At 34.8% G+C, this 25,966-nt stretch carries 26 protein-coding genes; 18 read left to right on the top strand and 8 right to left on the bottom strand.

Annotated elements, in window-relative coordinates:
• Positions 1-169 precede the first annotated feature (169 nt).
• Positions 170-697 (bottom strand): hypothetical protein, encoded by a 528-nt coding sequence (locus LEP1GSC202_RS18705; RefSeq protein WP_039929611.1) that lies wholly within the window; start codon positions 695-697, stop codon positions 170-172.
• 87 nt (positions 698-784) lie between these two features.
• Here LEP1GSC202_RS18705 and LEP1GSC202_RS18700 point away from each other — a divergent pair, with 87 nt between their 5' ends.
• Complete coding sequence (locus LEP1GSC202_RS18700; RefSeq protein WP_039929581.1) at positions 785-2,287, top strand: HDOD domain-containing protein; 1,503 nt, start codon at positions 785-787, stop codon at positions 2,285-2,287.
• Between the two features lie 2 nt (positions 2,288-2,289).
• Positions 2,290-2,541, top strand: a complete 252-nt coding sequence (locus tag LEP1GSC202_RS18695) for a hypothetical protein (RefSeq protein ID WP_015679335.1) — start codon at positions 2,290-2,292, stop codon at positions 2,539-2,541.
• Between the two features lie 2 nt (positions 2,542-2,543).
• Here LEP1GSC202_RS18695 and LEP1GSC202_RS18690 read toward each other — a convergent pair whose 3' ends face one another.
• Complete coding sequence (locus LEP1GSC202_RS18690) at positions 2,544-2,975, bottom strand: Crp/Fnr family transcriptional regulator (RefSeq protein WP_015679424.1); 432 nt, start codon at positions 2,973-2,975, stop codon at positions 2,544-2,546.
• Positions 2,976-3,085: 110 nt separating this feature from the next.
• Here LEP1GSC202_RS18690 and LEP1GSC202_RS18685 point away from each other — a divergent pair, with 110 nt between their 5' ends.
• Positions 3,086-4,156: an acyltransferase gene (locus tag LEP1GSC202_RS18685; protein WP_039929579.1), complete on the top strand. Its 1,071-nt coding sequence runs from the start codon at positions 3,086-3,088 to the stop codon at positions 4,154-4,156.
• Here LEP1GSC202_RS18685 and LEP1GSC202_RS18680 read toward each other — a convergent pair.
• From LEP1GSC202_RS18680 to LEP1GSC202_RS18665, 4 genes are read right to left on the bottom strand one after another with little or no spacing between them, the layout of a single operon-like run.
• Positions 4,107-4,709 (bottom strand): NADPH-dependent FMN reductase, encoded by a 603-nt coding sequence (locus LEP1GSC202_RS18680; protein ID WP_015679310.1) that lies wholly within the window; start codon positions 4,707-4,709, stop codon positions 4,107-4,109. The genes LEP1GSC202_RS18685 and LEP1GSC202_RS18680 overlap by 50 nt on opposite strands.
• Positions 4,706-5,356 carry a DUF1569 domain-containing protein gene (locus LEP1GSC202_RS18675; protein ID WP_015679457.1) on the bottom strand — a complete coding sequence of 217 codons (651 nt, stop codon included), beginning with the start codon at positions 5,354-5,356 and terminating at the stop codon, positions 4,706-4,708. The genes LEP1GSC202_RS18680 and LEP1GSC202_RS18675 overlap by 4 nt, the downstream gene beginning before the upstream one ends.
• A 7-nt stretch (positions 5,357-5,363) precedes the next feature.
• Positions 5,364-6,074, bottom strand: coding sequence for a ParB/RepB/Spo0J family partition protein (locus LEP1GSC202_RS18670; RefSeq protein ID WP_015679223.1), 711 nt, complete (start codon positions 6,072-6,074; stop codon positions 5,364-5,366).
• Positions 6,058-6,984, bottom strand: a complete 927-nt coding sequence (locus LEP1GSC202_RS18665) for a ParA family protein (protein ID WP_015679370.1) — start codon at positions 6,982-6,984, stop codon at positions 6,058-6,060. Before LEP1GSC202_RS18665 ends, LEP1GSC202_RS18670 begins: the two co-directional genes overlap by 17 nt.
• Positions 6,985-7,157: 173 nt before the next feature.
• Here LEP1GSC202_RS18665 and LEP1GSC202_RS18660 point away from each other — a divergent pair, with 173 nt between their 5' ends.
• The 4 genes from LEP1GSC202_RS18660 to LEP1GSC202_RS18645 are packed head-to-tail and all read left to right on the top strand — an operon-like array spanning position 7,158 to position 10,637.
• Positions 7,158-8,228: a putative porin gene (locus LEP1GSC202_RS18660; protein WP_156825432.1), complete on the top strand. Its 1,071-nt coding sequence runs from the start codon at positions 7,158-7,160 to the stop codon at positions 8,226-8,228.
• On the top strand, positions 8,215-8,889 hold the full coding sequence (locus LEP1GSC202_RS19970; RefSeq protein WP_015679260.1) for a M48 family metallopeptidase: 675 nt from the start codon (positions 8,215-8,217) through the stop codon (positions 8,887-8,889). The genes LEP1GSC202_RS18660 and LEP1GSC202_RS19970 overlap by 14 nt, the downstream gene beginning before the upstream one ends.
• Positions 8,890-9,363, top strand: a complete 474-nt coding sequence (locus LEP1GSC202_RS19965) for a low molecular weight protein-tyrosine-phosphatase (RefSeq protein WP_015679348.1) — start codon at positions 8,890-8,892, stop codon at positions 9,361-9,363.
• Positions 9,360-10,637, top strand: coding sequence for an NAD(P)/FAD-dependent oxidoreductase (locus LEP1GSC202_RS18645; protein WP_039929576.1), 1,278 nt, complete (start codon positions 9,360-9,362; stop codon positions 10,635-10,637). The genes LEP1GSC202_RS19965 and LEP1GSC202_RS18645 overlap by 4 nt, the downstream gene beginning before the upstream one ends.
• A gap of 242 nt (positions 10,638-10,879) precedes the next feature.
• Here the strand turns inward: LEP1GSC202_RS18645 and LEP1GSC202_RS18635 are convergent, their stop codons facing one another.
• Positions 10,880-11,308: a hypothetical protein gene (locus LEP1GSC202_RS18635; RefSeq protein WP_039929610.1), complete on the bottom strand. Its 429-nt coding sequence runs from the start codon at positions 11,306-11,308 to the stop codon at positions 10,880-10,882.
• Between the two features lie 92 nt (positions 11,309-11,400).
• Between LEP1GSC202_RS18635 and LEP1GSC202_RS18630 the strand changes: the two genes are divergently transcribed.
• Genes LEP1GSC202_RS18630 through LEP1GSC202_RS18580 form a run of 11 tightly spaced genes read left to right on the top strand, consistent with a single transcriptional unit; the run spans position 11,401 to position 25,105 of the window.
• Positions 11,401-12,261, top strand: a complete 861-nt coding sequence (locus tag LEP1GSC202_RS18630) for an alpha/beta fold hydrolase (RefSeq protein WP_015679270.1) — start codon at positions 11,401-11,403, stop codon at positions 12,259-12,261.
• Complete coding sequence (locus LEP1GSC202_RS18625; protein WP_015679356.1) at positions 12,258-12,800, top strand: PaaI family thioesterase; 543 nt, start codon at positions 12,258-12,260, stop codon at positions 12,798-12,800. Before LEP1GSC202_RS18630 ends, LEP1GSC202_RS18625 begins: the two co-directional genes overlap by 4 nt.
• On the top strand, positions 12,797-14,116 hold the full coding sequence (locus LEP1GSC202_RS18620; RefSeq protein ID WP_015679453.1) for an LIC20035 family adhesin: 1,320 nt from the start codon (positions 12,797-12,799) through the stop codon (positions 14,114-14,116). The genes LEP1GSC202_RS18625 and LEP1GSC202_RS18620 overlap by 4 nt, the downstream gene beginning before the upstream one ends.
• On the top strand, positions 14,107-15,087 hold the full coding sequence (locus tag LEP1GSC202_RS18615; protein ID WP_015679412.1) for an AAA family ATPase: 981 nt from the start codon (positions 14,107-14,109) through the stop codon (positions 15,085-15,087). Before LEP1GSC202_RS18620 ends, LEP1GSC202_RS18615 begins: the two co-directional genes overlap by 10 nt.
• A 2-nt stretch (positions 15,088-15,089) precedes the next feature.
• Positions 15,090-15,908: a DUF58 domain-containing protein gene (locus tag LEP1GSC202_RS18610; protein WP_015679207.1), complete on the top strand. Its 819-nt coding sequence runs from the start codon at positions 15,090-15,092 to the stop codon at positions 15,906-15,908.
• Entirely contained in the window at positions 15,901-16,740 is an 840-nt protein-coding gene (locus LEP1GSC202_RS18605; RefSeq protein ID WP_015679394.1) for an LB_053 family protein, read from the top strand. The genes LEP1GSC202_RS18610 and LEP1GSC202_RS18605 overlap by 8 nt, the downstream gene beginning before the upstream one ends.
• A gap of 1 nt (position 16,741) precedes the next feature.
• Positions 16,742-17,695 (top strand): VWA domain-containing protein BatA, encoded by a 954-nt coding sequence (batA, locus tag LEP1GSC202_RS18600; protein WP_015679447.1) that lies wholly within the window; start codon positions 16,742-16,744, stop codon positions 17,693-17,695.
• Positions 17,695-19,338: a VWA domain-containing protein BatB gene (gene batB, locus LEP1GSC202_RS18595; protein WP_015679399.1), complete on the top strand. Its 1,644-nt coding sequence runs from the start codon at positions 17,695-17,697 to the stop codon at positions 19,336-19,338. Before batA ends, batB begins: the two co-directional genes overlap by 1 nt.
• Positions 19,322-20,887: a BatD family protein gene (locus LEP1GSC202_RS18590; RefSeq protein ID WP_015679218.1), complete on the top strand. Its 1,566-nt coding sequence runs from the start codon at positions 19,322-19,324 to the stop codon at positions 20,885-20,887. Before batB ends, LEP1GSC202_RS18590 begins: the two co-directional genes overlap by 17 nt.
• A 3-nt stretch (positions 20,888-20,890) precedes the next feature.
• On the top strand, positions 20,891-22,723 hold the full coding sequence (htpG, locus tag LEP1GSC202_RS18585; protein ID WP_015679248.1) for a molecular chaperone HtpG: 1,833 nt from the start codon (positions 20,891-20,893) through the stop codon (positions 22,721-22,723).
• Between the two features lie 57 nt (positions 22,724-22,780).
• Complete coding sequence (locus tag LEP1GSC202_RS18580; protein WP_015679391.1) at positions 22,781-25,105, top strand: sensor histidine kinase; 2,325 nt, start codon at positions 22,781-22,783, stop codon at positions 25,103-25,105.
• Here the strand turns inward: LEP1GSC202_RS18580 and LEP1GSC202_RS18575 are convergent.
• A complete protein-coding gene (locus tag LEP1GSC202_RS18575; RefSeq protein WP_208597426.1) occupies positions 25,089-25,898 on the bottom strand; it encodes a hypothetical protein in 810 nt (269 codons plus the stop codon). The genes LEP1GSC202_RS18580 and LEP1GSC202_RS18575 overlap by 17 nt on opposite strands.
• Positions 25,899-25,966 lie beyond the last annotated feature (68 nt).

The raw sequence follows: 25,966 nt of genomic DNA, 5'->3' as shown, positions 1-25,966 counted from the left end.
GGTGATTCGATTGAAATTTATAAAAAAGAGATTTGGATTTTAGGCAAAAGAACTGCCATTTCTAGAATTATGGGGAATGATGAACCACTCCCCTTACTTGAGAACTTAGAAAAATATTTTCAGTATAGTTTCTATTATTTTCTTGCTCTAACAGTTGTTTTTCTGACTATTAGGGTTTCGGGATGGTTATTTCAAATTTATCCTTCCCAGCAAAAACAAGTTGAGACTGACGCGATTGCTGTAAATAATTCTCAGGATTCACATCGAAAGTAACAAAACACATATATTTATCATACTTAACCACATACATAAACTCCATATAGTTTAAGTGAGTGTTTTGAGTCATAAATCCACGTAACCATTTACTTTCCCGGTAAACTCTTTCGTATTGGATATTGGTTGCATCGATTTTTTTGATAGATTCTGCGGATTCTTTTGAGTAATCTCGGCTCATGATTTCTTTTTTGAGCGTCTTAATCAAGTTATACTCAAGTTTAGCTTTATTAGGTGGTAAATTTTCAGGACGTGTTTTATAATAGTACTCGAATAACTCTTTATCTTGGCCTTCTTTGGCATCGTGATTTTCTTGGTTCACGTCAGTGGGAGTTGTTTGCGGTTTTGTGTCCTGGGCAGAGATTGAAACAACTGCTAAACTGAACACAAGGGAAAATAGAAGGGATTTTTTCGAGAGTTCCATAGTTACTATTATCGGTTTTTTTAAGTAATTTTCAAAATAAAATTTTCGGTTTTCAAAAAGGGAAACAAGGTTCAAAACAGTTTTATCATGGCGATTCCCCCACTCATGACTTTCCAGGAGGACTTCCTATCTGGAAAATTGATCAAAAAAGAATACGTTCACTTTTCGGAGATTGATTGTCCCGAATTGGACGTATGGATTGGTCGTGTGGTGAGGAGCATTTCCCTCGAATTCCTTCACGAAATACTTTTTACGATTCTCAGTGAACTTTTGGTCAATGGATGTAAGGCAAATGGGAAACGTGTTTTCTTCTCCGAACAAGGGTTAGACTTATGGAATGAAAAGGATTATGCCAGAGGGATTGCGTTATACAAAGACGAATTTGGGCACAACCGAAAACGAGTCTTTTTAGCCTTAGAAAAATCAAAATATAATATTTCCTTAAGTACCAAATACCAAGAAGATTTTATCGAATTTCGAGTTCGGAATAATGCCAAAATCCTTCCGGAAGAGAAAAACAGGATTCTAAAACGGGTACAAGCCTCCATCAAATACAAAAATATCAATGATGCGTACAGAGAGTCAGTTGATAACGAAGAAAGCTCTGGACTAGGAATCGTGCTCATTCACATACTCCTGCGAAACTCAGGCATTCCCAATCAATTTTTTGAACTAGTGACTGAGGATGAATATACTGAAGTCATCATTCGGATCCCAAAACAGTTAATTCCGAAAGAGAACCAAACACGAATCAAAGAACTTTTGATTCGGGAAGTAAACTCACTTCCTCCTCTACCCTCTCAGATCAGCAAATTAATTTTAATCGCAAAGAAAAAAGATGTCACTTTTCTAGAAATTGCCTCGGAAGCAGAAAAAGATCCTGCCATTGCAGCAGAAATCATCAAAATTGCAAATTCCCCATTATTTGGAGTTCATAAATCAATTGTTTCCATTGTAGAAGGAGTGAAAAGAATTGGACTCAAGAATTTGGAGTCAATTTTTCTAACTTTGGGGGCTAAAAAAATACTTAACTCTCGTTATGCGAAACAAGTTCTAGTTTGGACACATTCCTTTAAAGCTTCGATGTATGTGAAATTCCTTTTGGAAGAAAAACGGAAACACATCCAATTATTAGAAACTGCCACGATCGCTGCTTTATTACATGATTTGGGTAGGATGGTTTTGTTATCTCTTGATTTGAGCCAGGTGAACCAGATACGAGTACTAAGAAGTGATGACAACACGGAAATATCAGAATGGGTAGAAGAATATACGGTAGGAACAACACATTCTGAAATTGGTTACTTAATTTCCGAAAAATGGAACTTCCCTGAAGAAATTTTAGATGTCATACGATTCCATCATAAACCATGGCAGTGCAAATCCAGAAACAATATCCTTTGCCAAATCATATACCTTGCTGACATTTTAGCAAATATTGGAAAAGGAAAGGGTAATTATTTTACTGTTGAACCAGAAGTATTGGATTATTTTGAAATCCATTCAGAAAAAGAATTTCGTGAAATGCAAGATCGGTTTAAACTAAAATTCGAAGAACATAGGGAAGAGTATCAAAATCTCTTTATATAAATATGGAATGGAAACAACTACTCAGTTTAGATGAAAAAGAATTGGAAGACCCAAACTTGGCCGAGGAATTTAATTTAGTAGGACATCCAGAATACCCTTATATATCCAATTTGCCACCTGAAGAAACATTAGAAATATTAAAAGAATTTGTGATGGCAGAAGGACATCAGGTAAACTTAAAAAATCTATTAAGTTATGCTCCTATTTTAGAGATTACATTAATCAAAAAAAATCTACCTTCTATCTACGGATAATATCAACCAGTCGCTCCAACATCCGATTTTAAATCACCGCCTAAATCCGTACTAAACTCAATCTTTTTTGCCACCGCTTTTTCCATACTACTGATTAACAATTCATTTGTTTTAGCAAGACGATCCGCCATAATCGAAACCATTTTCGCAGCGAATTTTGGATTTTTAACTAAAAAATTCTCTAGTTGTTGTTTGCTTTCGATGACTGCTAGTTCGCAGTTTGTAATTGTCCTCGCAGTAGCACTTCTAGGGTTCGAACTGAACAAAGCCATCTCTCCAAAAAAGTCACCAGGTTTCATCAAAGCGAGTCTCGTTTGACTATTATTCACTGTGAAATATATTTCCACATTCCCTTGCAAAATGATGTACATGGCATTATTCAACTCCCCTTCTTTGAAGATCCTCTGGTTCGGTGGAATGTTGAGTTTGCTCATAAAATGGTGACTCCTATATCTATTTTTGGTCTTTTTGACTAAAATCTGAATTCATTTTCCTTTCCTTAGAGAAATATAAAAAGAAAATGTTCAAAAAGGGCAAATGCATTATGGAATGGGAATTACTGGGGATCTCACTAGCTGGGCTTATATCATTTACACTTTATTTCTTTAAAATCCCTATCGAATTTCCAGCTCCAAGTGATTCTAAGGAAAAACGAGAGATTCGATTCGATATATTAAGAGGATTTGCAATGATCGGAATTGTAATGATTCATATACATTCCTATTTCCAATTTTTCCATCCAAATGACTACCTGGTGATCAAAAGTACCCTATTTTTATCTAACTTATCTAGGTTTTCGGTGCCTCTTTTCATTTTGACATCTGCCGTATTTTTAAAGAAGAAAAGTGGATACTGGACATCGAAATTTAAACATTTGATTTTGCCATATTTCTTTTTCTCTGTTTTTGGTTACTTTATCAAATACAACGATCATAGTGTTTATGAATTCCTTTATTTTTTATTATTCGGAAAAGTATTCACTCCTTTTTACTTTGTTCCTCTTCTCATACAATTTTACTTACTTTTTTATATCATGAACTCAATTTTCTCACACGAATCTTGGAGATATCGAATTTTAATCATTTCATTTTTTATTAATTTAGTCTCAAACTTAGGAATTTTTGATCCTTATTTACCAAAAGATTATCATGCAATTTCAATTTTGAATTACCTATTTTTCTTTGTCTTAGGTTTGTCAATCGGTACATCCAAACCCTCTACATCTAGTACCAAACCAGAGAGAAATTACATTCTAAACATTTTTTTACTTTTAATTTGCACAATTGTATTCATTTTTAGTTTTTCATTTCAAACCGATTTTAAAAACCATCATCTCTTCTACCCTATCTTTATGATGATTTTTGTTTGGAATCACTTATTTTGCTTCAGCGCGAAATTCAAAAATGCAATCAGTTACATAGGCAAACAAAGTTTATACATATTTTTGTTACACCCGTTTATCATTCATTTTATGCATAGTTTTGATGCATATACATTCGGAGGACCAATAACTGGTTATTTGATTACACTTATATTAAATGTAGGTATTCCAATACTTGCATCCTTTATAGTCCAAAGGGGTATGATTTTATATCAATCACGCCACTATTCCTGATGGAAACAAACGCCTTACCATACTCAATGAGTACTTTTAATACATAGTTCAAACGACCGCGGATGTATTCATCATCTTTTGAAACGGATGTTTCTCCATTTAAAACAGATTCTACATGTCTCACAATCACATGGTCAGGGATATAAACAATCCTTGTGTTTTTGTAACTCGACATTCGAAGTTCTGCATTTGGGTAACTGCCTCCCATTCCACTTGAAACTGTAATGATCAAACCAGGTTTGTGAGAAATATCTCCACCAGATAAATACAAAAAGAAATTCTTTAAAGCAGGACTTGCCATTCCTGCGTATTCTGGTGAAATGAAAATATAGGCATCAGACTCAGCCAATCCTTTGCTATAGCCCAACCAAAACTTCTTTAATTCTGAATCCTTTTCCCACATGGATGGGTCCCAAACAGGTAAAGGATGAGTTCCCAAATCAATGAGTCGAATTTCTATACCTTGTGATTCTAAATTATTTGATAAAAATTTAGCAACTTTAAGTGATTGTGAATTTTTTCTATGGCTACCGGCGATAATCGAAATTTTCATTTAGGGCCACCACCCTGGTTTTTATTTCCTCTATAGTGAGATTTCTTTTTGTTTTTCCATTTTCTGCTATTATGTCCGCTAGGTTTCGAATCGCCCCTATCTTCTTTTTTCTTTTGTCCTTGCTGATGGTGGTGCTTTTTTTCTGCGAAATTTTTGTCTTTTTTGTTTTCTCGATCTTTTAAAAATCTTAATTTTTCATCGCCAAACAGTTGTATGTAGCCAAAAAGATATGTCGCAAGAATACTGTGCACCCTTTCCCATTGTTTTTTGTCCAATTCTCCAAATACTTGATGATCTGCGAATGGGCCTGAATGTAATTTGAATGCTGTTAATGAAGTTTTTAATCGTAGTTCTGCGGCTTCCGCATCTCCTAAATCCTTTGGAGGAAATCCAGGAATTTGGTTTGCCTTAGTGTAATTTCCTGTGGAAATCAATTTTGCAAATTTGTATTTTCCCAAAAGTTTATTGATGGTTGTCCTCTTCTTATTATAACTGATTCCTTGAATCGACAATTCAATTGATTCAGCCAAAAAATCAAAAACTTGTGATAATGTAATATCTGATTTTTGTTTTTTCTCGCATGCAAGAATAATAGTTAATTCTTTTTCGATATCATCTATCGTCTTTAATTTCAAACTTGATTTCATTTTTCCTCTACTCGCTGATACCGTATTTCTTCTTGAGAGATGCTAAATCCTTTAAGAAACTCTCTCTTAATTTACCACTTAGTTTTCCAACGTTGATACTAATCTTATTTTGGATTGAACTGTTCCGAGGTGAAATCGTTTCACCCCCCCTATTCTCTTTTCTTTTTAAAAGTTCTTCTAAATTTTTTACCGACAGTGGTTTTCCACTAATTATTAATTCCATTACCGACTTTTGGTCTAAACGGGCAATACTACTAAGCTGCTTTACATATCTTTCACTATAACCCAGTAATATCGAAACTTCATCAGCAGTTTTCTTTTTCTCCTTCCTAAGGAATTGTATCGCTTTCCCAACTTCCCAAGGATTTAAGTTCTTTCTTTTTTCATTTTCTGCCAATGACATCTCATAACAGACATCTTCATTAGCATCAGTTATGATTGCTGGAATCTCTTTCCATCCTAACTTAAGGGCTGCTCGATACCTGCGTTCACCAGCAACGATTAAAAATTTACCCTTATCTTTTCTAACTAAAATTGGTTCAATCAGTCCCAATCTTTCCATAGAAGGTAATAAATCAGAAGTATCTTCTCTACCAATTAATCTAGGTTGAGTTGGATTTGGTGATATCTGATTTAAATCTAGATGAGAAGGATTCTTTTTTTTCTCAGAGTAAGCTGAGATTAAATCTAAAGCTTGAAATTCAGTTTTTTTCGACATTGATTTTTTCCTTAACTTCTGCGGCTAGTTCACGAAAGTTTTTCATAGTGGTAAGATCAATTTTTGCCAAAAAACTCATCTTTGCTTGTGCCTGTGGAATAGATTCTCTTCTTTGAATCACAGTTTCAAAAACTGGAAAATATTTTTTCACTCCTTCGGCCAATCCAGCCAATGCTTTTTGTCCTTCAAACTGATTTAAAACTGCACCAAGTAATTTTAACCTTTGGTTAGCCTTCCTTTGAATTTTTATGATCGTTTCATGAAGGTCCCTTATTCCTTGGAGACTAAAGGCCCTAGTTTGTATAGGTACCAAAATAAAATCGGCGCATATCAAAGCATTTTCTAAGATTAATCCTAAGGAGGGAGGGCAATCGATAATGATATATTCATAACTTGATCGAATAGGCAATATCGCTTCTTTTAACAATTCAAAGTCATCTCTTTCATATGGAGTAGTTAAATTTGCAAGTTCTAATGTGGAAGGTAATAAATCAAAATTCTCTGAGACGTTTTTAATTATAGGCATGATATCTTTTGATTTTTTACCTCGATACCCCAGATAATCCATAATAGATGGAATATCATCATTTAAAAAAAGCTGAGTCGCATTTGCCTGCGGATCCCAATCAATTAATAATACTTTATGATTTTCCGCAAGAGCTTCAGCCAAATACAGACTAATAGTAGTTTTCCCTTCCCCACCCTTTTGATTGGAAATTGCGATTACACTACTATCATAACCTTCTTCGGAATTTACCTCAAAATATTTTGATAAAATTGACCTTTTAAATTCCCCTGTTTTCCAACCTGGAATTTTAAGTTCAGAAACTTTTCTCTGAAAGTCAACGGGGCTAAGGCCTACATATTTTGAAGCCTCTTCCAGATCAAAAACCGTATCTGTTTTACTCATAAACTTTCTTTACCCTCATACTTGCAAATCAGATGTCAATTTAATTATGTCTCCTAGGGGTGAAATCATTTCACCCCAATGTTTTCTGGACCAAAGAACTCTCTCCTAGCTAAGAAAAGAGTCAATCTAACCAAATAACGAATTTACAACATTTAGGTAATTTGGAACTTAAGTTGGTGCCCAAATTTTCCAAAATTTCCTTTTTTTTCATCGTTTTACTATTCTTTAACCAATCCCTTTTTCCTGAAGTTATTTGGGGACCTTCCATTGAAAAATCTGGAGGTGAATATATATTTGAAACAGGAAACAAGTTCCCTAACTTATCTGGTATCAGAGGTGGATCAAGGATCTCATTCCCAAGAACTTTTACATTATTCGGAATCCAAGGAATCTATATAAAAGACAAATGGGAAATCAATGGAAAACTGAAAACCACAGGTTGGAATCAAAAATCAGGAGAAGCAAGAGACGAAGATTTCCTTTTAGGAACGATTTCTATCGAAAACACAACGAACATTGCAACTAGAGAATGGAGTTATAGAGACTCTGCGACAGTTTATTCCGGTAGCCGCAATTTTGCCGATGGAAAAGGAAAATCCACAATAGTTGAAAATAGATTCGAAATTTACGGTAGATATTATTTCCAAGATGCAAGTCCAGATTATTGGAAAGATGGCTCCGGATTTTTTCTATCTACAGGTGTCCGATATTCATACTTCAAATATCTTTTTTATGATGTGAATCAATTCATAGATTCAACTCCAGTAATTTATACTCCAATTGGAATAGGCTTAAGTTTCTCAAATGATTTGTGGGAAGTATTTTACGGAGGTGGTTATCGATTTTCCAAAGGAGATATTTATTTTGATCTAAATTTTATGCCATCAATTGGAAGAATCAAAACCAGAGATTTCCATATTCAAAGAAATATCAATTTTTTCTCGGACAACTATGGATTTGGATGGTCATCCAAACTAGAGATTGGTTATAAATTTTATCCAAACTGGCTTAGTTATTTTCGATTGAATCATCGAAGATTTTTCTCAGAAGGTCGATTCACCTCACAGGGTGGGTTAACTGTCTCAGACTTATCTTCAAACTTAGTTTCAGGGTTTAAATCACACATCAACATAAAAGATTATTCCATTGAAATAGGAGTACTAAACAAAATAAACTGGGACAATAATGCTGAAACGGAACCAGATACTACAAAAAATAAACCAGAGATTAATGAAACAAATTAACATCGAAAGGAAGATTACAAAAGGTAGGAATTTATCAATAACTGTTTACCAAAATGGGCGAGTCGTTTTAAAACATCCGGCCAGGTATCCAAAACACCAGATAGAGAGTTTTTTAACCGAAAAAACTGAATGGATACAAAAAAAACTCCAAAGTATACCAAAAGACATTCCAAATAAACTTAATTTTGCAGAAGGAGAATCATTCCCAATCTTCGGCAAATTGTATCCAATTTTAAACATAGAGAAAGGATGTTATTGGGATCCAGAAAATGGTTTTTTTATCCAACCTCTTGACCAAGTTTTAATAAGACAAAAAAAAGCGAAATTGATTCTTAAATCTTTACTCCAAAATAAAGTTAATCCAATCATAAAAGAATATGAAAGAACTCTTAACACAAAAGTAAACAAAGTATCCTATAAACCGATGCGCTCACTTTGGGGAAGTTGTAATTCAAAAAACGAAATTTCAATTAACCTGAGTTTAGTTCATTGTCCAGATTTTGTAATTGAATATATCGTCGTACATGAAATGGCTCATACTCTACAACACAATCATTCTAAAAAATTTTGGGAGATCGTGAATTCGCAAATTCCAAATTACAAACTTGTTGAAAAATGGTTAAAAGACATAGGGAAAAAATATATTTATTACTTAAATTAAATGGAAAATAAAATCAAAATATTGTTTATTTGCTTGGGAAATATCTGTAGATCGCCTGCAGCAGAAGGTGCATTTAGGAATTTAGTAATAGAAAGAAATTTAGAATATAAATTTGAAATCGATTCATGTGGTACATCTGGATACCATGATGGAGAACTCCCTGACCCCAGAACAAGAAAAGTAGCACTCAAAAGAGGTATAGAACTTACCCATAGGTCCAGAAAACTCAGACAAAGTGATTTGGATAATTATGACTACTTACTCGTAATGGATGATCAAAACTTTAGAGAAGTAATCAGTCTAATAAAAGAGGATTCCGTAAAAAACAAAGTCTTTAAATTTGCAAAATTTAGATCCGATTCTGGATCAGATATAGTTCCAGACCCCTATTATGGAACAGAAAAAGATTTCGAGTCAGTTCAAAATTTAGTGGAAGATTGTTCCATTGGATTTCTTAAATTTTTAGGAGAATGATTGTGTCCAAACTAAAAAAGAAAGTAGTTATCATCGGTGCCGGTTTTGGTGGGTTACAAGTTATTAAATCCTTAGCGAATCATCGTGATTATGATATAGTTGTTGTAGATAAAAAAAATCACCATTTATTCCAACCACTTTTATACCAAGTTGCCACAGCAGTATTGTCACCGGCAGACATTGCAATCCCAACACGGTCGATCACTACGAAATATAAAAATGTGAAAGTACTATTTGGAGAAGTATCAGATATCAATTTTGAGAAAAAGGAAATCGTTTTCCAAAATAATACAGAATCTTATGATTACTTAATCCTTGCTACTGGAGCCAAAACAGGTTACTTTGGGAATACCCAATGGCAAAACAAAACATTAGGATTAAAAAACTTAAAAGATGCTTTGTCTATTCGAAGACAAATATTATTATCTTTTGAACAAGCAGAGCTAATCGGTGATTATGAAAAATCAAAAAGTTTGATGCACTATGTTATCATAGGTGGAGGTCCAACTGGAGTCGAACTTGCTGGCTCAATTGCGGAATTGTCTCATAACATTATCCGCAAAGATTTTCGAAACATCGATTCTGGAATGACAAAAGTTACTTTGATTGAAGCTGGTCCAAGGTTATTAAACGCTTTTAGCGAGTCCTCCAGTCAATTTACAAAATCAAAACTCGAAAATAGGGGAGTAGAAGTCTTAACCAATTCACCAGTTTTGGATATCACCGATACAGGTGTTGTTTTAAAAGACAGAGTCATCGAATCTAAAACGATCATATGGGCTGCGGGAGTAGAAGGTTCCGATTTGGCAAAGAAATTACCACTTAACAAAGATAAGTCGAATAGAGTTTTGGTCGACGAACATTGCCGATCCATTGATTACCCGGAAGTTTTTGTGATAGGGGATGCTGCAAATTTCAGTAAAGGATTATCGAAACCATTGCCAGGAGTTTCACCAGTAGCCATGCAACAAGGTCGGTATGTTGCCAAATACATTCAGAACCATGACAAAAATAGGGATATGCCACCCTTCCAATACTTCGATAAAGGAAATATGGCAACAATCGGAAGGACTGATGCCGTTGCAGAATTTGGCATCTTTAAACTCAAAGGAATATTTGGTTGGTTAGGATGGTTATTTGTTCACTTAGTTTACCAAGTTGGATTTAAAAATAAAGTGAGCACTTTACTAAGCTGGGTATGGAGTTACCTTACTTTCAGAGCCGGATCAAGACTCATCCAGGAAGAAGTACCAGACTTATCAATTAGACCTTAAGTTAAATTGGTTTTTTTTCGATTCTGAAATGCATTTTTGATAAGTAATTTCAGTGTTTCCAACCCAGTATAAAGAATTCGTTTCATTGACTCCATTTGTAGCATGCCTTTGTAATAAAGGAATCATATACAGATAACTATTACTTCGAGTTGTGTCACATTCTTCCCTAATCTGATCTTCTCTGGAAATTTCCGAACAGCCAATGAATATCACAATGAATGCAGAAAAAATATTTTTATATATCATTGCGAATTGTGATGCAAAGTTTTCAGTTCTTCAATTTGTTTTTTCTGATCTTCCGAACAAAGGGAAATATTTTTTTCTAAAAACAAAAGATCTTCTTCCGCTTTCTTTAGTTGAGTGACTTTATACTCAGGTTTATGGCTTACTTTTAATACAATTTCTCCAGTATAACCAGTTTCACCATTTGCTTCAAGGATGATGGCACGGATTTTTTTTAGATACATTGGAATCAGTAATTGCAGATTTACATCTTTAGAAAATTCCTCAATACCCGTTGACAGAAAAGTGATTTTTTTTCTATGAATCGATGTTAAGTCTGCTTTTTTTTCGCATTCGATAAGTGAATTACATGGAAGTTTTGTTTTAGTTTCCCCATTAACAGCAAAAGAAACCAAAACAATTGCAATGAACAATTTATATACTTTCATACCAAAAATAGAATCAAAACCAGAAAAAGAATCAAGCGCAAATAGTGAAGATAAATGTTTACAATGAAAAGGTTTCGAAAAACCTTTAGAATATGTTGCCGATTTCGATTCGCACAAAATTCCACACGATCGAGGGATTGGAGTGGGGGAATCCACATGGTGTTCCGGTCTTATGTTTTCACGGATGGTTGGATAATGCCAATAGCTTTGCTCCCCTGGCAAAATTTTTCCCTGACTATCGGTTTCTATCTTTTGATTTTCCAGGCCATGGTAAGTCAAGTCATAAGCCAGAAAATTCTATTTATTATTTTGCAGAATATGCACTGGAAATAGTTTCCATTGTTCAAACTTTAGGAATCGAAGATTTTATTTTAATGGCACACTCAATGGGTGCCGCTATTTCTACGTTAGTTGCTGGAACCAATTTACTTAAAATTAGAAAATTGATTTTAATTGAGGCATTAGGCCCAATTACAAATGTTTCCCAATCGGCTCCAGACATTATGGCAGAAGCCATAAAACAGGTATTACACCCAAGAGGAAAAAAAGAGACTTATTTCCCCAACATGGAATCCGCAGTCGCCATACGACTTAGAGCAGGGGATATGCAAGAAAACTCTGCATCAATACTTATGGAACGAGGAATCGAAAAAACTCCTCGAGGTCTCAAACCAAGAAGAGATCTCAGATTACACTTTAATTCCTTTTTCCGTTATACGGAAGAACAAGTTGCATCTTTTTGCGAAAGGATAGTTTGTCCTACATTACTCATATTAGGCGACAAATCAAACTTTCCAATAGCAAACGCGTATCCAAACAGAAAAGCAGCAGTCAAAAACCTAACAGAAATTACCCTCAGCGGCGGGCATCACTTACATATGGATCATCCAGAAAAGGTGGCGCATGTCATTTTACAATTTTTAAACGATCAGAATACAAAGGAAAATTCATGACTTCACCAATCGAAAATCCATCTCGGCATGGTTTTGAAATTCACCACGACACTTGTTTTGGCTGCGGCAAAGAAAACCCACTTGGACTTGTTGCTGATTTCACTTTTCATGATGAAACAGGAGAAGTGAACTTTACTTATAATTTTAAAAAATTATATAACGGAGCGCCTGGTTTTGTACATGGAGGCATCTTATCTACCATGTTAGACGAGGCAATGGGAGGCTTATGTTTTCACCTTGGTTACATAGTTATGACAGATACCATGAGTTTTAAATTCCACAAAGCCACACCAGTCGAAACAGAACTGCTCATTCGTGCATGGCCAATCAAAAAAGCAAAACGCAAAGTATTTTTGGAATGTGAACTCACTTCTCTGAACGGAGAAATTCTTTACGTCAAAGGAGAAGGAGCTTTCCACATCTTGCCACCTCGATTTTTCTCAGAAAAATTGACTGGGGGAAAAATAGCGATTGCGAACGAATTATTATCTGTTAATAAATTGAAAAGAGCACATCTCTTTGACAGGATAGAAACATGAATCGAAAATTTTACGCAGCATTGATCACTACACTACTCATCCAATGTTCTGGTGCATCAGTGAAAGATGGGTCTGGCGACCAGGAATTTGAATTAAAATTAGCAAAGGGAAAATGGATCCGCACAGAAAGATTTAAAAATTCTGGCGGAATCCGTGCTGTCGGAGAAGTGAAAGCCGAGTGTGGTGGCACAAAATGTACAGAAGACCAAGTAGCTAAGTTTGCCCCACCTAAAATTAAATCGTTACCAAAACATGGCATTTGGGAAGAATACATCCAATTTGAACAACCAGGTTCCACTCCTGAAAATCCAAAATTCAAGTCAACTCTCGATCAAGTTGGCGAATACATAGACGGGAAAAAAACGGGAATTTGGAAAAAACCCGACCCAGAAAATCCACAAAAATTCATTGCTGAAACCCCTTGGACTGACGGGAAAAAAGAAGGTGTTGCGAAAACCTTCGACAAACAAGGGAATGTGACATCGGAAACCACTTACGTTGATGATAAAAAGAATGGGCCTTACTTTCGAAAAAATAGTAAGGGTGAGTGGATTGAGAAAGGGAACTTCAAAGACAATGAAGAAGAAGGGGAGTGGTTATACCACTTCGTAGGAGCCGATGGAAACGGAATCAAAACAAAAGTTTCATATTCTAACGGATTAAAAAATGGTTTAGAAATTAATTATTATAAAGATGGTGTCGTTGAATCACAAGGGAATTACGTTTCAGATGTGCGCACAGGACCATGGAAGATGTTCGGTGGAAAGGGTAATCTATTAGCAGAAGGAAACTACTCTAAAAAAGAAAACTCAGAAAATTTAGATATCAAATATGAAAGATCAGGGATATGGAAAGAATATTATCCAGATGGAAAACTATTTGGCCAAGGACCTAGAAAACATACACGCACTGGTGAATGGAAGTTTTATTATAAAAACGGTCAAGTTGCTTATCATGGTAATATGGCAAATGAAAGTATGTTAGAAACTGCTAAAGTGTATGACCAAACTGGAAAAATTTTAGGTGAAGGAAAATTATTTTTCTCTCTTGTAAAAATTGACGAAGAACTCCAAGACTTAAAATTAAATTACAAACCAAGTATACCTTTTACTTATTTTTATCCTTCCGGTAAAAAGAGAATGGTCATCAGATCCACAGAAGATGCAACAGAATATTCTGAAGATGGAAGAGAATTAGGAAAAGGCCCTGTAGAACCACAAGGAAGAAAAATGGGATGTTGGACAATCGGTGGTAAAACTGAATATTACATGATTGATAAACCAATGCCAAAAATGACTGCTTCACAATGCAAATAAACCAAGAACAAATCAAAGAAATCTCTGACCAAATCAAATTGATTCGGTCAGAATTAGCAGAATCAATCTCTGGGATGGAAAACGTCATCCAATCGTTGTTTGTTGGCCTCGTTGCCAACGGACATGTTCTTTTGGAAGGGATGCCCGGGCTTGCAAAAACCTTATTAGCAAAAAATTTAGCATCCATCATTGATGCAAAATTTTCCCGAGTTCAATTCACACCTGACTTATTACCTGCCGATCTTATAGGAACAAATATCTTTAATCCAAAAACTTCATCCTTTGAGATAAGGAAAGGCCCCATTTTTACCAATGTATTGTTAGCGGATGAAATCAACAGAGCACCTGCGAAAGTTCAGTCCGCATTACTACAATGTATGGAAGAAAGGCAAGTGTCGATTGCTGACCAAACTTTTGATCTGGATCCACCTTTCTTTGTAATCGCAACCCAAAACCCGATTGACCAGGAAGGGACCTATCCACTTCCAGAAGCGCAATTGGATCGATTTTTGTTCAAAGTGAATGTTGGTTATCCAAATTTTGATGAAGAAGTCGCTATTCTACACCAACATGGCAACGTTCATTACCAAAAAAAATCTCCAAAAAAATCGATGAATCCAAAGGAAATCCAAAAGATTTCTGAAATCTCGAACCATGTTTTTGTAGATCCAAAACTTTATGCTTATATCGTCAATCTAACGAGAAATACACGCCCAAATTCAACTAACAGTGCAGAGCTGAAAACTTATATCCTTCACGGTGTAAGCCCCAGGGCAAGTTTAGCCTTACTAAAAGTTAGTCGAATCAACGCTTTGTTGGAGGGGAGAACTTTCGTAATTCCTGAAGACATCCAAAGGTTTTTCGCAGAAATCGTCAAACATAGAATCCACCTTACCATTGATGCTATCAGCGAAGACATAAGTACAGATTCCATAGTCAAAAGGATATTATCAGTAACGGAAGTCCCCTAAATATGCTAAACCCAGAGTTAAAAAGACTGCTGCAAGTTTTGCAATGGGAATCAAAAAAGAAATTTGCTTCAAACAGGAAAGGGCTTTTATTCACTGCTGACCGAGGCAGGGGTTTAGATTTTAAAGAAGTAAGAAACTACCAGTTCGGAGATGACATTCGTTATATCGACTGGAATGTTACTTCACGAACAGGAGAGTTACATACAAAAGAATTTTTTGAAGAAAAAGATGCAACGATCATTCTCTTCATCGACAAAAGCTTTTCAATGGATGAAACAAAATCCAATTCAACGTTTCAAATTGCTTTATTTTTATCATTATTCCATATACGTCTAGGCAATCGTTTATTCATTATTAGCTTCTCCGACCACATTTTCTCTTCAGGAAAATGGTTTAAAACAGAAACAGAAGTTTTGACTTTTTTTGACCAATTAAAAAAACAAAAAGCAGGTGTTGAAACCAACTTTTTGGAAGCTTACCAATATGCTTACAAAATCCATCCAAAATATGCAGTTAGCTATTGGCTGAGTGACTTTATGAATTTGTCTTCATGGGCAAAACAATTCACCTTTCCTAAGTTATGGGATCAATACGGGATCTGGATCAAAGATGCAATTGATGATATAGATATGCCATTTTCTCTTCGATTCTTTCGAACGATCTCACAAGAATCTAAATCAATGAAAGAAAATAAATCAACCTACAATAAAGATTTATTTATGGCAAAGTCAATTTTTGGGAAAAATCTAATTCAAATTGATCCCAATGCAAAACTCCACAACCAAATACTACCTTTGTTCAAAGTGCACAAAAATGTATAAATTGATTCTTGTATACTCACTATTCTGTTTTGCATTATTTGCATCACCCAAGGAATCAATCACCAATGATCGAATATTTGTTGGAGATAAAGTCCAATACGAAATTAGTTGGGACAAAAATACAGTGACAGATGTTATTTTAGATTCAGGAGAACTTTATGAAGACGAATCTTTACCAGTTTTAGAAATCTTATCTGTAGAAAAAAATGAAACCAAACTAACTGCCACCGTTATCTTTTTTATGGCGGGAGAGTTTTATTTGCCTACCGTTTGGAAAGAAAATGGAAAAGAGTTTAAATCAAAACTTAAAATCGTTGTTTCATCCAATTTAACTGGACAGGAATCGGATATTGAAGATCTCGATCCACCTCTCGTGTTTTCTGGACCGTATTTATTCCGGCTTTTTGGGCTCATCATCTTTTTTTGCATCAATTTATATGTATTGTATGCTCTATATTTGTATTGGAAATCAAAGCCAAAAGTTGTAAATGCAATTTGGGAAAAAAATCCAACGTTACCTGAATCAACAAAACGCCTTCGCAGTTTAGAACAATACCTACAATCTGATTCCATTTTTGAGAAAGAACTAACGTTTAAAATAAGTGAATACCTAAAAGAAGTGTATTCAGAAAAATTAAATGAAAACCTTCTCGGACAAACAGATTCAGCGTTTCTTTCCACAATTCATGACAAAACGCATATCCCCGATGCATTGATTCGTGAAATTAGAATGTACTTTAGAGAATTAAAATACAATCAAAGTGATGTAATCCTTTCAAAAGAAAAAGCAAACGAGATTTGGAATAAAATCAAAAAGGACTTTTTAGTATAAGATGGACCAACTCCAAAGACCTTATCTACTTTTATTAATCATTCCAACTGTTTTAGTTTATCTTTACCAATGGAGAAAAAATCCATATGGCCCACTTTTTTTATTACAATCAGATCGATTTGAAAAACCTAAACACAAACTTCTTACAAAAATAAGAACAATCGCATATTTTCTTTCTGAATTTTTAGTGTATCTTGCTCTCTTATTTTTAATCATTGCAGCGGCAGGGCCAGGAGAAAATTACAAACTCACTCCCGACACCACTAAAGGTGTGGATATCATGATTGCTCTTGACATTTCGGGTTCTATGGTCAATTCTTATGATTTTTTACCAAAAAATAGATTAACTGTTTCCAAAGATTTATTAAGGATCTTCATTCAAAAGCGAATCTACGATCGAATCGGAATTGTATTATTTGCTGGAGCTGCCTACTTACAATCTCCTCTTTCTAACGATCGATATGCTTTAGAAGAACTGATTGCTGAAACATCAAGCGAAGATATTGAAGAACAGGGCACGGCAATTGGAGATGCCCTTGTTTTATCCACATACCGCTTAAAAAATTCAGAAGCAAAATCTAAGGTGATCATACTTTTGACTGACGGTGTTTCTAATACGGGAAAACTTGATCCGGAAACAGCAGCTTATGCTGCCAAGTCCATTGGAGTGAAAGTGTACTGTATCGGCATTGGAAAAGAAGAAGGACAATATGAAGTCAATTACGATTCCCTTGCCAAAATTTCGATGAATACTAATGGACGTTTTTTTAGAGCAGAATCTCCAGAGGTATTACAAGAAGTTCTAAATGAAATCAATAGTCTTGAAGTTGTTGAATTGCCGTCTAAACCATTAGAAATCCATGAAACACATTTCCCAAAATTCGTTTTTTTCTTCTTTCTATCTTTGTTCATCTACTTACTTCTAAAACTATATCCCTTACCCGAGAAAATTTGATGGATACAAATACAATCATCATTTATGGCATCATCACATTGGTATTGGGGGTAATGATCTCAGTTTTAAAACTATTCATCAACCACTCAGCAGAAAAAATAAAATCGGATCTTCCTTCTCTTAAAAATAGAATTCAATCAACGAATTCGATACTTTTATTCGTTAGATCAATGATATTCTTATTGGCATTGTTTTTTGCCATTGAGTCTCTTTACAAAGTCAAATCTGTAGATGCTGAAACTACTAAAAACTTTGAATCAAGTGATATCCTTTTTGTTGTCGATGTAAGCCTGTCTATGAATGCAATCGATGTTAAACCAAATCGATTAAAACGATTTCAAGATTTAAGCTTACGTTTGTTACCTGAATTAAAAGGAAATCGCATAGGTATGATTGTTTTTGCAGGCCAATCCTTTTCCTATTGTCCACTCACCTCCGACGTTACAGCCGTTTCCGATTATATCAAATCACTCGGTGTAGAAATGGTTGGTGCAAAAGGAACTAATTTAGGAAAAGCTTTAGAAAAAGTAGAATCCGTTAGAAAAAAAAGTAAAAATCTACAATCAATGTTAACCGTCATTGTCACGGATGGAGAAGACCATGAAAAACAGACACTTCCCAAATTAGAAGGGGAAGTTGTGGTTTGGGGAATCGGGACAGAAGAGGGAGGACCCATCGAATTCCGAGATCCAAGCACTGGTAAAGGTGGTTTTGTTACATATGATTCAAACTTAGTTGACTCACCTTATTCTGACAATGTTATCACTTCAAAGTTAAATGCAGAACTTTTATACAATCTTGCAGATAAATACAATGGTCAATATACCAATGTATCCTTTTATGAAGATGGAGCATATCAGCTGCTTGATAAAATCGATTCAATGAAAAAAACGAAAACCGAACGATTAGAACGGTTTAAAAATGAAGATGGGGCTCATCCTTTTATATTGATTTCATTTTTTTTACTTCTTTTAGAGCGAATCTTATCCGTTCAGATGCAAAAAAATCCATTTTTTAAATCTGCCATAATCATTTTTTTGTTTTTTACAACGCAAAACCAAATCCATGCATGGGAATTGGATCCAGGTGGTAATGCGATCGAAAGAGGAAAACAAGCGTATGAAAACCAAAATTACAATGAAAGTGAAAAGGAATTTTCAAAAGCAAAGGAATACATCAAAGATGATCCAAGGTTAATTTATAACGAATCGACATCAGCATACCAATTGGGTAAATTTTCAGAATCAAAAGAACTACTTGAAAAAACAATCAATCATCCAAAAGCGAATTCCGAACTGAAATCCAAAGCTCATTTTGCCTTGGGGAACATTTACTCTAAATTAGGCCAAAAGAAAGAAGCCCTTCGATCTTATTTAGATAGTTTAAAAGTAAATCCAAATAACCAAGCTGCAAAAAAAAATATCGAACACTTAACTCAAAAACAAAATTCTAAACAAAACAATCACCAAGGACAAGGACAACCCCAAAACCCTAACCCTTCACAAAAACCAAAGGAAAACCAAAAAAAGGAAAATGAGACCCAAAACCCTTCAGACGTAGACCGAATCATGGAACCTTTTTCTAATGATTCGATTCTAAAAAATAAACGGGGAGGGTCATTCGATAATGAAAAATTTTGGTAAAAATCTAACCCTAATCTTGGTTTTCATTACATTTCCCTTTTTCCAATTATTGCCTAATGAAGTAGAATTTTATTTTCACCCAGACGAATTTTCGTTAGGTGAATATGCAAAACTAGAAATCAAAGCCTTTGGAGACAAACCGTTCCGTGTATTACAAACAAATCTTAAACAAAACGGAGTTCGAGTGCGATATGTAGGAAGTGGCACTGAAACTCAAATCATCAATTTAAAAGTAACAAAATCACAGATCATCAACTATTATGTTGATACAGAAACGGAAGGACGTTTCCAACTTCCTGAAATTTCTGTTGAATATGACCAAAAAAAATACATATCTCCCCCCATAAAATTTAAAGTAAGCAAAAAAACAAAACACAATCCTAATGGTTTTTTGAATCCATTCCCTTTTGAATTCGATGATAATGATTCAAATGAAATACCAGAAGTGTCATTCCATACGAATAAATCTGTGTTTTATAAAGGAGAACCAATCGTTGGATATTTTGTATTGTACTACTCACATTATAGGCAACCATTCTTAGAAAGGGATCCTAACCATTCAATTTCCTTTCCTTTTTTCCTTTCAGAAACACTGAGACAAGTTTCCGTTCAAATTGAACCAGAAGTCATGAGAAACAATATCCCCAAAAAGACAATGGTCTTTGCTAAAGAAATTTATGGGTTAACTGCTTTAAAATCGGGAACTTTTACACTCGGAAAAACAAAATTCATCACAGGTGATAGCCTTCGATTCAATTCTATCCAAGAAACAATTGAAACAAATCCTTCGAAAGTATTGGTCCTTGATTTACCAAACAAATCCCCAAAAGAATTCACAGGTGCCATCGGAAACTTTAAAATCAAATTTCTTTCAACACCTAAGCAAGTATATGAAGGGGAAACTGCTTACTTCGAAGTAAACATAGAAGGGGAGGGTGGATTTGAAGGAATCAAACCCATGAATTTTACTAATACAAAAATTAAATGTATATCCCAAACAAAGTCCAAATCGTTCCAACAATTGGAATCTGGCGAATACGGATTTTACTCTAGGGTAAAATTTTTATATAGTTACCAAGTGCTTAGCCAAAAAAAAGAATTCATAGAACCATATAGATTCAGTTTCTTTTCCCTTTCAGAAAAAAAATACACCACTCAAGAATTACCATTCCCTGAGTTTCAAATTTTACCAAAACGGAATTTGAATTTAGAGAAAATTCCCCAAGGCCCAAAAGTAAATTTAGAATGGCCATTTTTTACTTTAGTTTTACTTGCGATTTTTGGGATTTTTTCCTATATGGGATTTAAGAAGTATTCATTTCATTTGGAGATCCAAACCTTTGTTACGGTCGTGGAAAGTTTTGGGAAAAAACGGGGATTCTTTTTAACGGAATATCTAACGAAACAAGGAATACCTAGTTCTGATTCCGAGTGGTTCACCCAAGTATTGGAATCAAATCCAAATCTCCAGGCTTTGTACAAGAGTTTATCTACCAAAGACCGTTTCAAAGTTTTAACCATTGCTAAAAAAATTCAACCCAAGGAGTAAACTATGTCAAAAGAAGAAACAGGCAAAATCAGTGTCGAAACAGAAAACATATTCCCGATCATTAAAAAATGGCTCTATTCAGAAAAAGATATTTTCTTAAGAGAGCTTGTTTCCAATGCAAGTGATGCCATAACCAAACTAAAAAAAATTTCTCTCAGTGAGGAATTTGATGGTGGGACCGACTATAAAATTAATTTGGACTTCGATGTAGACAAACGAATTCTCACCATTGAAGACAATGGGATCGGAATGACAGGGGAGGAAGTTAAAAAATACATCAATCAAATTGCTTTTTCTGGTGCAACAGACTTCGCCAAACAATACCAAAACTCTGAAAACAAAGCAGAAATCATTGGCCACTTTGGTCTTGGCTTTTATTCCTCGTTTATGGTTTCAAAAAAAGTAACCATTGAAACAAAATCCTACAAAAAAGGGGAAACTGCCGTTATGTGGTCAAGTGAATCAGGCACTGATTTCACAATCACCACCATTGAAAAAGAAAATCGTGGTACAAAAATTTCACTTTACCTTGATAATGAATCTGGTGAATACCTCGACAAATGGAAACTAAAGGAACTGATAAAAAAATACTGTGATTTCCTACCAGTTGCTATCTTTGTTCAAGGAGAAAAAGCCAACCGAGAGAAACCACTTTGGTCCGATGAACCATCTAAAATAACGGCTGATGATTACAAAGATTTTTACTCTTACCTATTCCCATTCTCAGGTGAGTCACTCTTTCATATCCATTTAAACGTAGATTATCCTTTTCGATTACAAGGGATCTTGTATTTCCCGAAACTCACTCATGAATTAGAAGCGTCCAAAAATGGAATCAAATTATTTTGTAACCATGTCTTTGTGAGTGATAATGCGAGCGAATTGATTCCTCAATTTTTAACCATACTCAAAGGTACGATTGACATACCAGATTTACCTTTAAACGTTTCGCGGTCTTACCTTCAAAATGATCCTTTGGTTAAAAAAATCTCAAACCATATCATCAAAAAAGTAGCAGACCGTTTGATTGATGATTTTAAGAAGAATAGAACTAAATATGAAGAGAATTGGAATGATATATCCATCTTCGTGAAATATGGAGTTCTAACAGATGAAAAATTTTATGATGCAATGAAAGATCATATCATTTTCAAAAATTCAGAAAATAGTCATTCAACCGTTGCTGAATATTGGGATAAAAACAAAGAAAAAAACCAAAACAAAATTTTTTATGCAAATGAAACCGAAATGGGTTCAGTTTACATGGAATTATTGAAATCACAAGGATTGGAAGCCTTACTAGTTGATTCAAAAATTGATTCTCACCTCATCCAACATCTGGAAACCAAAAATCCTGACTGGAAATTCCAAAGAGTTGATTCCGAACTTGCAGATCAAGTGTTGGATAAAGACTCCAAGTCTGAACTTGTAAACGAAGCTAACGAAACAGAATCAAGCCGTATTATGAAAATGTTCCAATCAGCACTTCCAACAGAAGGCGTTCAGGTAAAAGTGGAATCGCTAAAATCAGTAGAAGTCCCAGGAGTGATTTTATTGCCAGAATTTATGAGAAGAATGACAGAAATGAACTCTATGTTCAATAGAGAAGATACAAAGTCTTTACTCAAATCTCATACTTTGATGGTAAATTCAAAATCACCGCTTGTTAAATCCGCCTTACAGGCGTTTGAGGGAGTTAACCCAGAGAAAGGGAAAAAACTTGCAAGAGTTATTTATGACCTATCTCTACTTTCCGCCAAAGTAATGGACGAAAAAGAAGTCTCAGAATATACAAAAAGAACTACAGAATTTTTGCAGGAGATTTTTTCGTCTTAAGACAATTTCCAATTAGAAAGATTTGGCAACGATTCCCGTAAATGGAATTGTTGCCATGTGATCCAGATTTGTATAACAAGTCGCCTTAGCTCCCTCCCCATTGTTGTAGCCTACAAAAAAGGATATTTTGAAGAGTTTGGTGTAAAGGTTAGCCTTCATTTAAACACTCACCATAAAGCCATTTTACCCTTACTAGATGCTGGGCGGGTGGAAGCAGGAGAAATTCCAACCATTGCCTATCTTCAAGAAAGTTTTTTAAAAAAATCCAAACTCAAACGGATCTATAAAGGGATTTATCTTTACCATTCACCTTTAAGTTTTTATTCAAGGTTTCAGTTTAAACCAGAAGATCTCACAAGAAACAAAGCTTATATTCTACCAGTACCACATATCAATTCTGTCGAAAGGTTATTTGCTGAAAAGTTTTTAGAAGAATATGCTCCTAAAAACCCTGTAAAAGTCCGGTACATTGACACACCCGGATTTTTAGAAGAAAAAGAATTTTTAAAACCGAATTGTTTAGGACTTGTTTCTGATTCTTTTTCGAGTCCCTTTCTAAAAAACTTTCAAGATTTTGGGAACTCATTAGACCTCCCAATTCTAAAACCAAACACATTATACCCATCCACCTTACTAGCGTTTAGCGGCGATGCTATACTAAAAACAGGAAGAGAAGTTTCGGGAGTTTTACTTGCTGTCAAAAAAGCAATTGATTTCCTGCAAAACGCAACAAACCAACCAACTGGAAATTTATGGGATGATTTACAACTTACGCATTTTTATCCCCATTTGAGAGTAGGGGAGACAAAAAATCTTCTTACGGCGCACCCTCTGATCCAAAAAGGAATTTTTTCTTATCATGGAGACGAATCCTCACTTTTCCCTCTCTTAAAGGATGTTTACTTCAGATTGATAAGACGTGTGATCCAACCAGAATCTGTGTTAACTGCCCTTAACTTTGAAGAAATTCTTTCCGCTCTGGAACCCAAAAAAGTTTTTGATGTAAGGAAGTTATCCAGTTTCCAAGAACCAAACAATTTAAAACTCCACGCCCCATCCCAGATCAATTACCGAAAACTCAATGCGGTAAGGCATCTCATAGTTGATGTCAATTCACTTGTTTTGGATATGTTACAAGGAAATTATGGATCCAGACTCAACACAGACGAAACATTACAACTAGATAACCGAGTCAAAGTTCTCGTAAACTCCATGTTAGACTCGTTTAATGCAAAAATTGAATTACAAAGAGAAGAAATTACAGAACTTGAAAATCTTATTTCAATTTTAGAAATCAAACTGGATCGATCAGCGGTAGATTTACAATATTCTGAAGAAAAATATCGTTACTTATTTGAATTCTCAAGAGAAGCCATTGCATTAGTGGATGCAGATACAGGCAGCATTTTAGAAGCAAATAATCAATTTCGAATACTAACTGGTTATACTCGTGGTGATATAACAAAACTGACAATTGAAGACATCATTTTAGGCAAACAAGTTTCTAGCCAATTGCGTTTTGGATCAGATTTATCTTCAGATACAATGTTATCTTTGCCTGATGTAGAAATATTAGCGAAAGATGGTACGAAAGTAGAAGTTGATATAAGCTTTACATCCATTCTACTCTCTCCAAAAAAACGATACCAAGTACAATTCCGACCAAATTCTGAACGAAAAGAACAAGAACGATTACAACATGAATTTATTTCAAATGTGAGCCATGAGTTAAGAAGTCCAATGACCAATATCCGTGGGTATTTGGAATTTTTTAAATCTGACTCTTCGTTGCCATTTAATGCAGAGCATATCAATATGTTGGAAGTAATTGATAAGAATGCCAAACGACTCAGCTTTTTAATCGAAAACCTACTTAAGTTAACGACATCTCGAGAGAAAGACAAAGAAGTGGAAGTAGTCGAAATTTTTGATCCCGTTCCAGTGATAGAGGATGTGATCCATATGAATTCTCATTTAGCAAAAGGAAAATCCATTGAATGGGATCTTTCTTTAAAGAAAGGCCTCTTTGTCCGAGGAATCAAATTTGAATTCTCACAAATCATTACTAACCTTTATGTAAACGCTTTAAAGTATACTTTCAAAGGGAAAATCGGAATCTCTCTCAAAGAATCCAACGGGAAAGTAGAAATCATCGTGGAAGACACTGGAATTGGAATTGATCCCAATTACAAAAATCAGATTTTTGATCGATTTTTTAGAATCCCTTCATCGGATAACAGAAAGATAGGTGGAACTGGCCTTGGCTTATCCATTGTAAAGTCTTTAGTTGAAAAAATGTCTGGAGAAATATTTGTAGAAAGCGCCATGGGTGAAGGAAGTAAATTCACCCTCTTGTTTCCAAAGATCAATGCGACCTCTTAGTTTGTTTTTTCTTTTTTGGTGATGGCTTTTTTTTGGCAGGGACTTTTGTTTTTTGAGAACCTGGTTCCACCTTTGTTTTTAATGTTAGGTGGGATGGAATATCCGTTTCGGCTAATTGCATTTTAGACAAAATCACAGACAATTCCATCATTTCCCTAGTTCCAAGTAAATGCATCATGGCAAGAGCTTGGTTAATGCCCAACTTCTTAAAAATTTCCAAAACATTGGTTACACCAAAAAACTTCAGTAAAATTGGTAATTCTTCCAATCCTCTTTGTTTGATCCACTTTTTACAATCTGCCACTGACAATTCATTCACGAGCCGAAGGATTGGTTCGACTTGGACTTGATCCACTAACCATAAAAAATCCCTCATAGGAATTTCCTTAAGTAAGGCAATGGATTTCTGTATTCCAAGGGATTTTAGGATCTCAACACTGACTTCCCGTCCCAAAGTTTTAGCAAGTAGACCAACATCTTTTGGAGGGATACTTTTTGAAACCGTTGCTAAATCTGCGATAGATAATGAATGAATGAAATACACCAAATCGTCATCATCATTTTCACTGATCATCTCCACTAATATTTTCTCAGGGATTTGATTCACGAGTTCCACAACGGTTTCTTCACTTAATTTTTGTGTGAGAACAATGAGCCTTTCTTTCGGAACTTTCCCGGTTAGAGAAAGAAGTTTTTCATAACCTAAATTTTTCAATATTTGAAAGGATTTTTTGGGTCCCAGTTTTTCTAAATATTGATACACGGTTTGAATCGTAACGAGAACTTCTTTCATTTGCCCCAACTTTGGATACAAACTGTCAGAATCTTCTTAAAATTCCAGAGAAATTCCTTTCAAAATCC

The organism is Leptospira yanagawae serovar Saopaulo str. Sao Paulo = ATCC 700523 (genome assembly GCF_000332475.2).
In the GTDB taxonomy this organism is placed as follows: domain Bacteria; phylum Spirochaetota; class Leptospiria; order Leptospirales; family Leptospiraceae; genus Leptospira_A; species Leptospira_A yanagawae.
The sequence above is the reverse complement of the archived record's forward strand: the minus strand, read 5'-3'. Positions and strand labels throughout refer to the sequence as shown.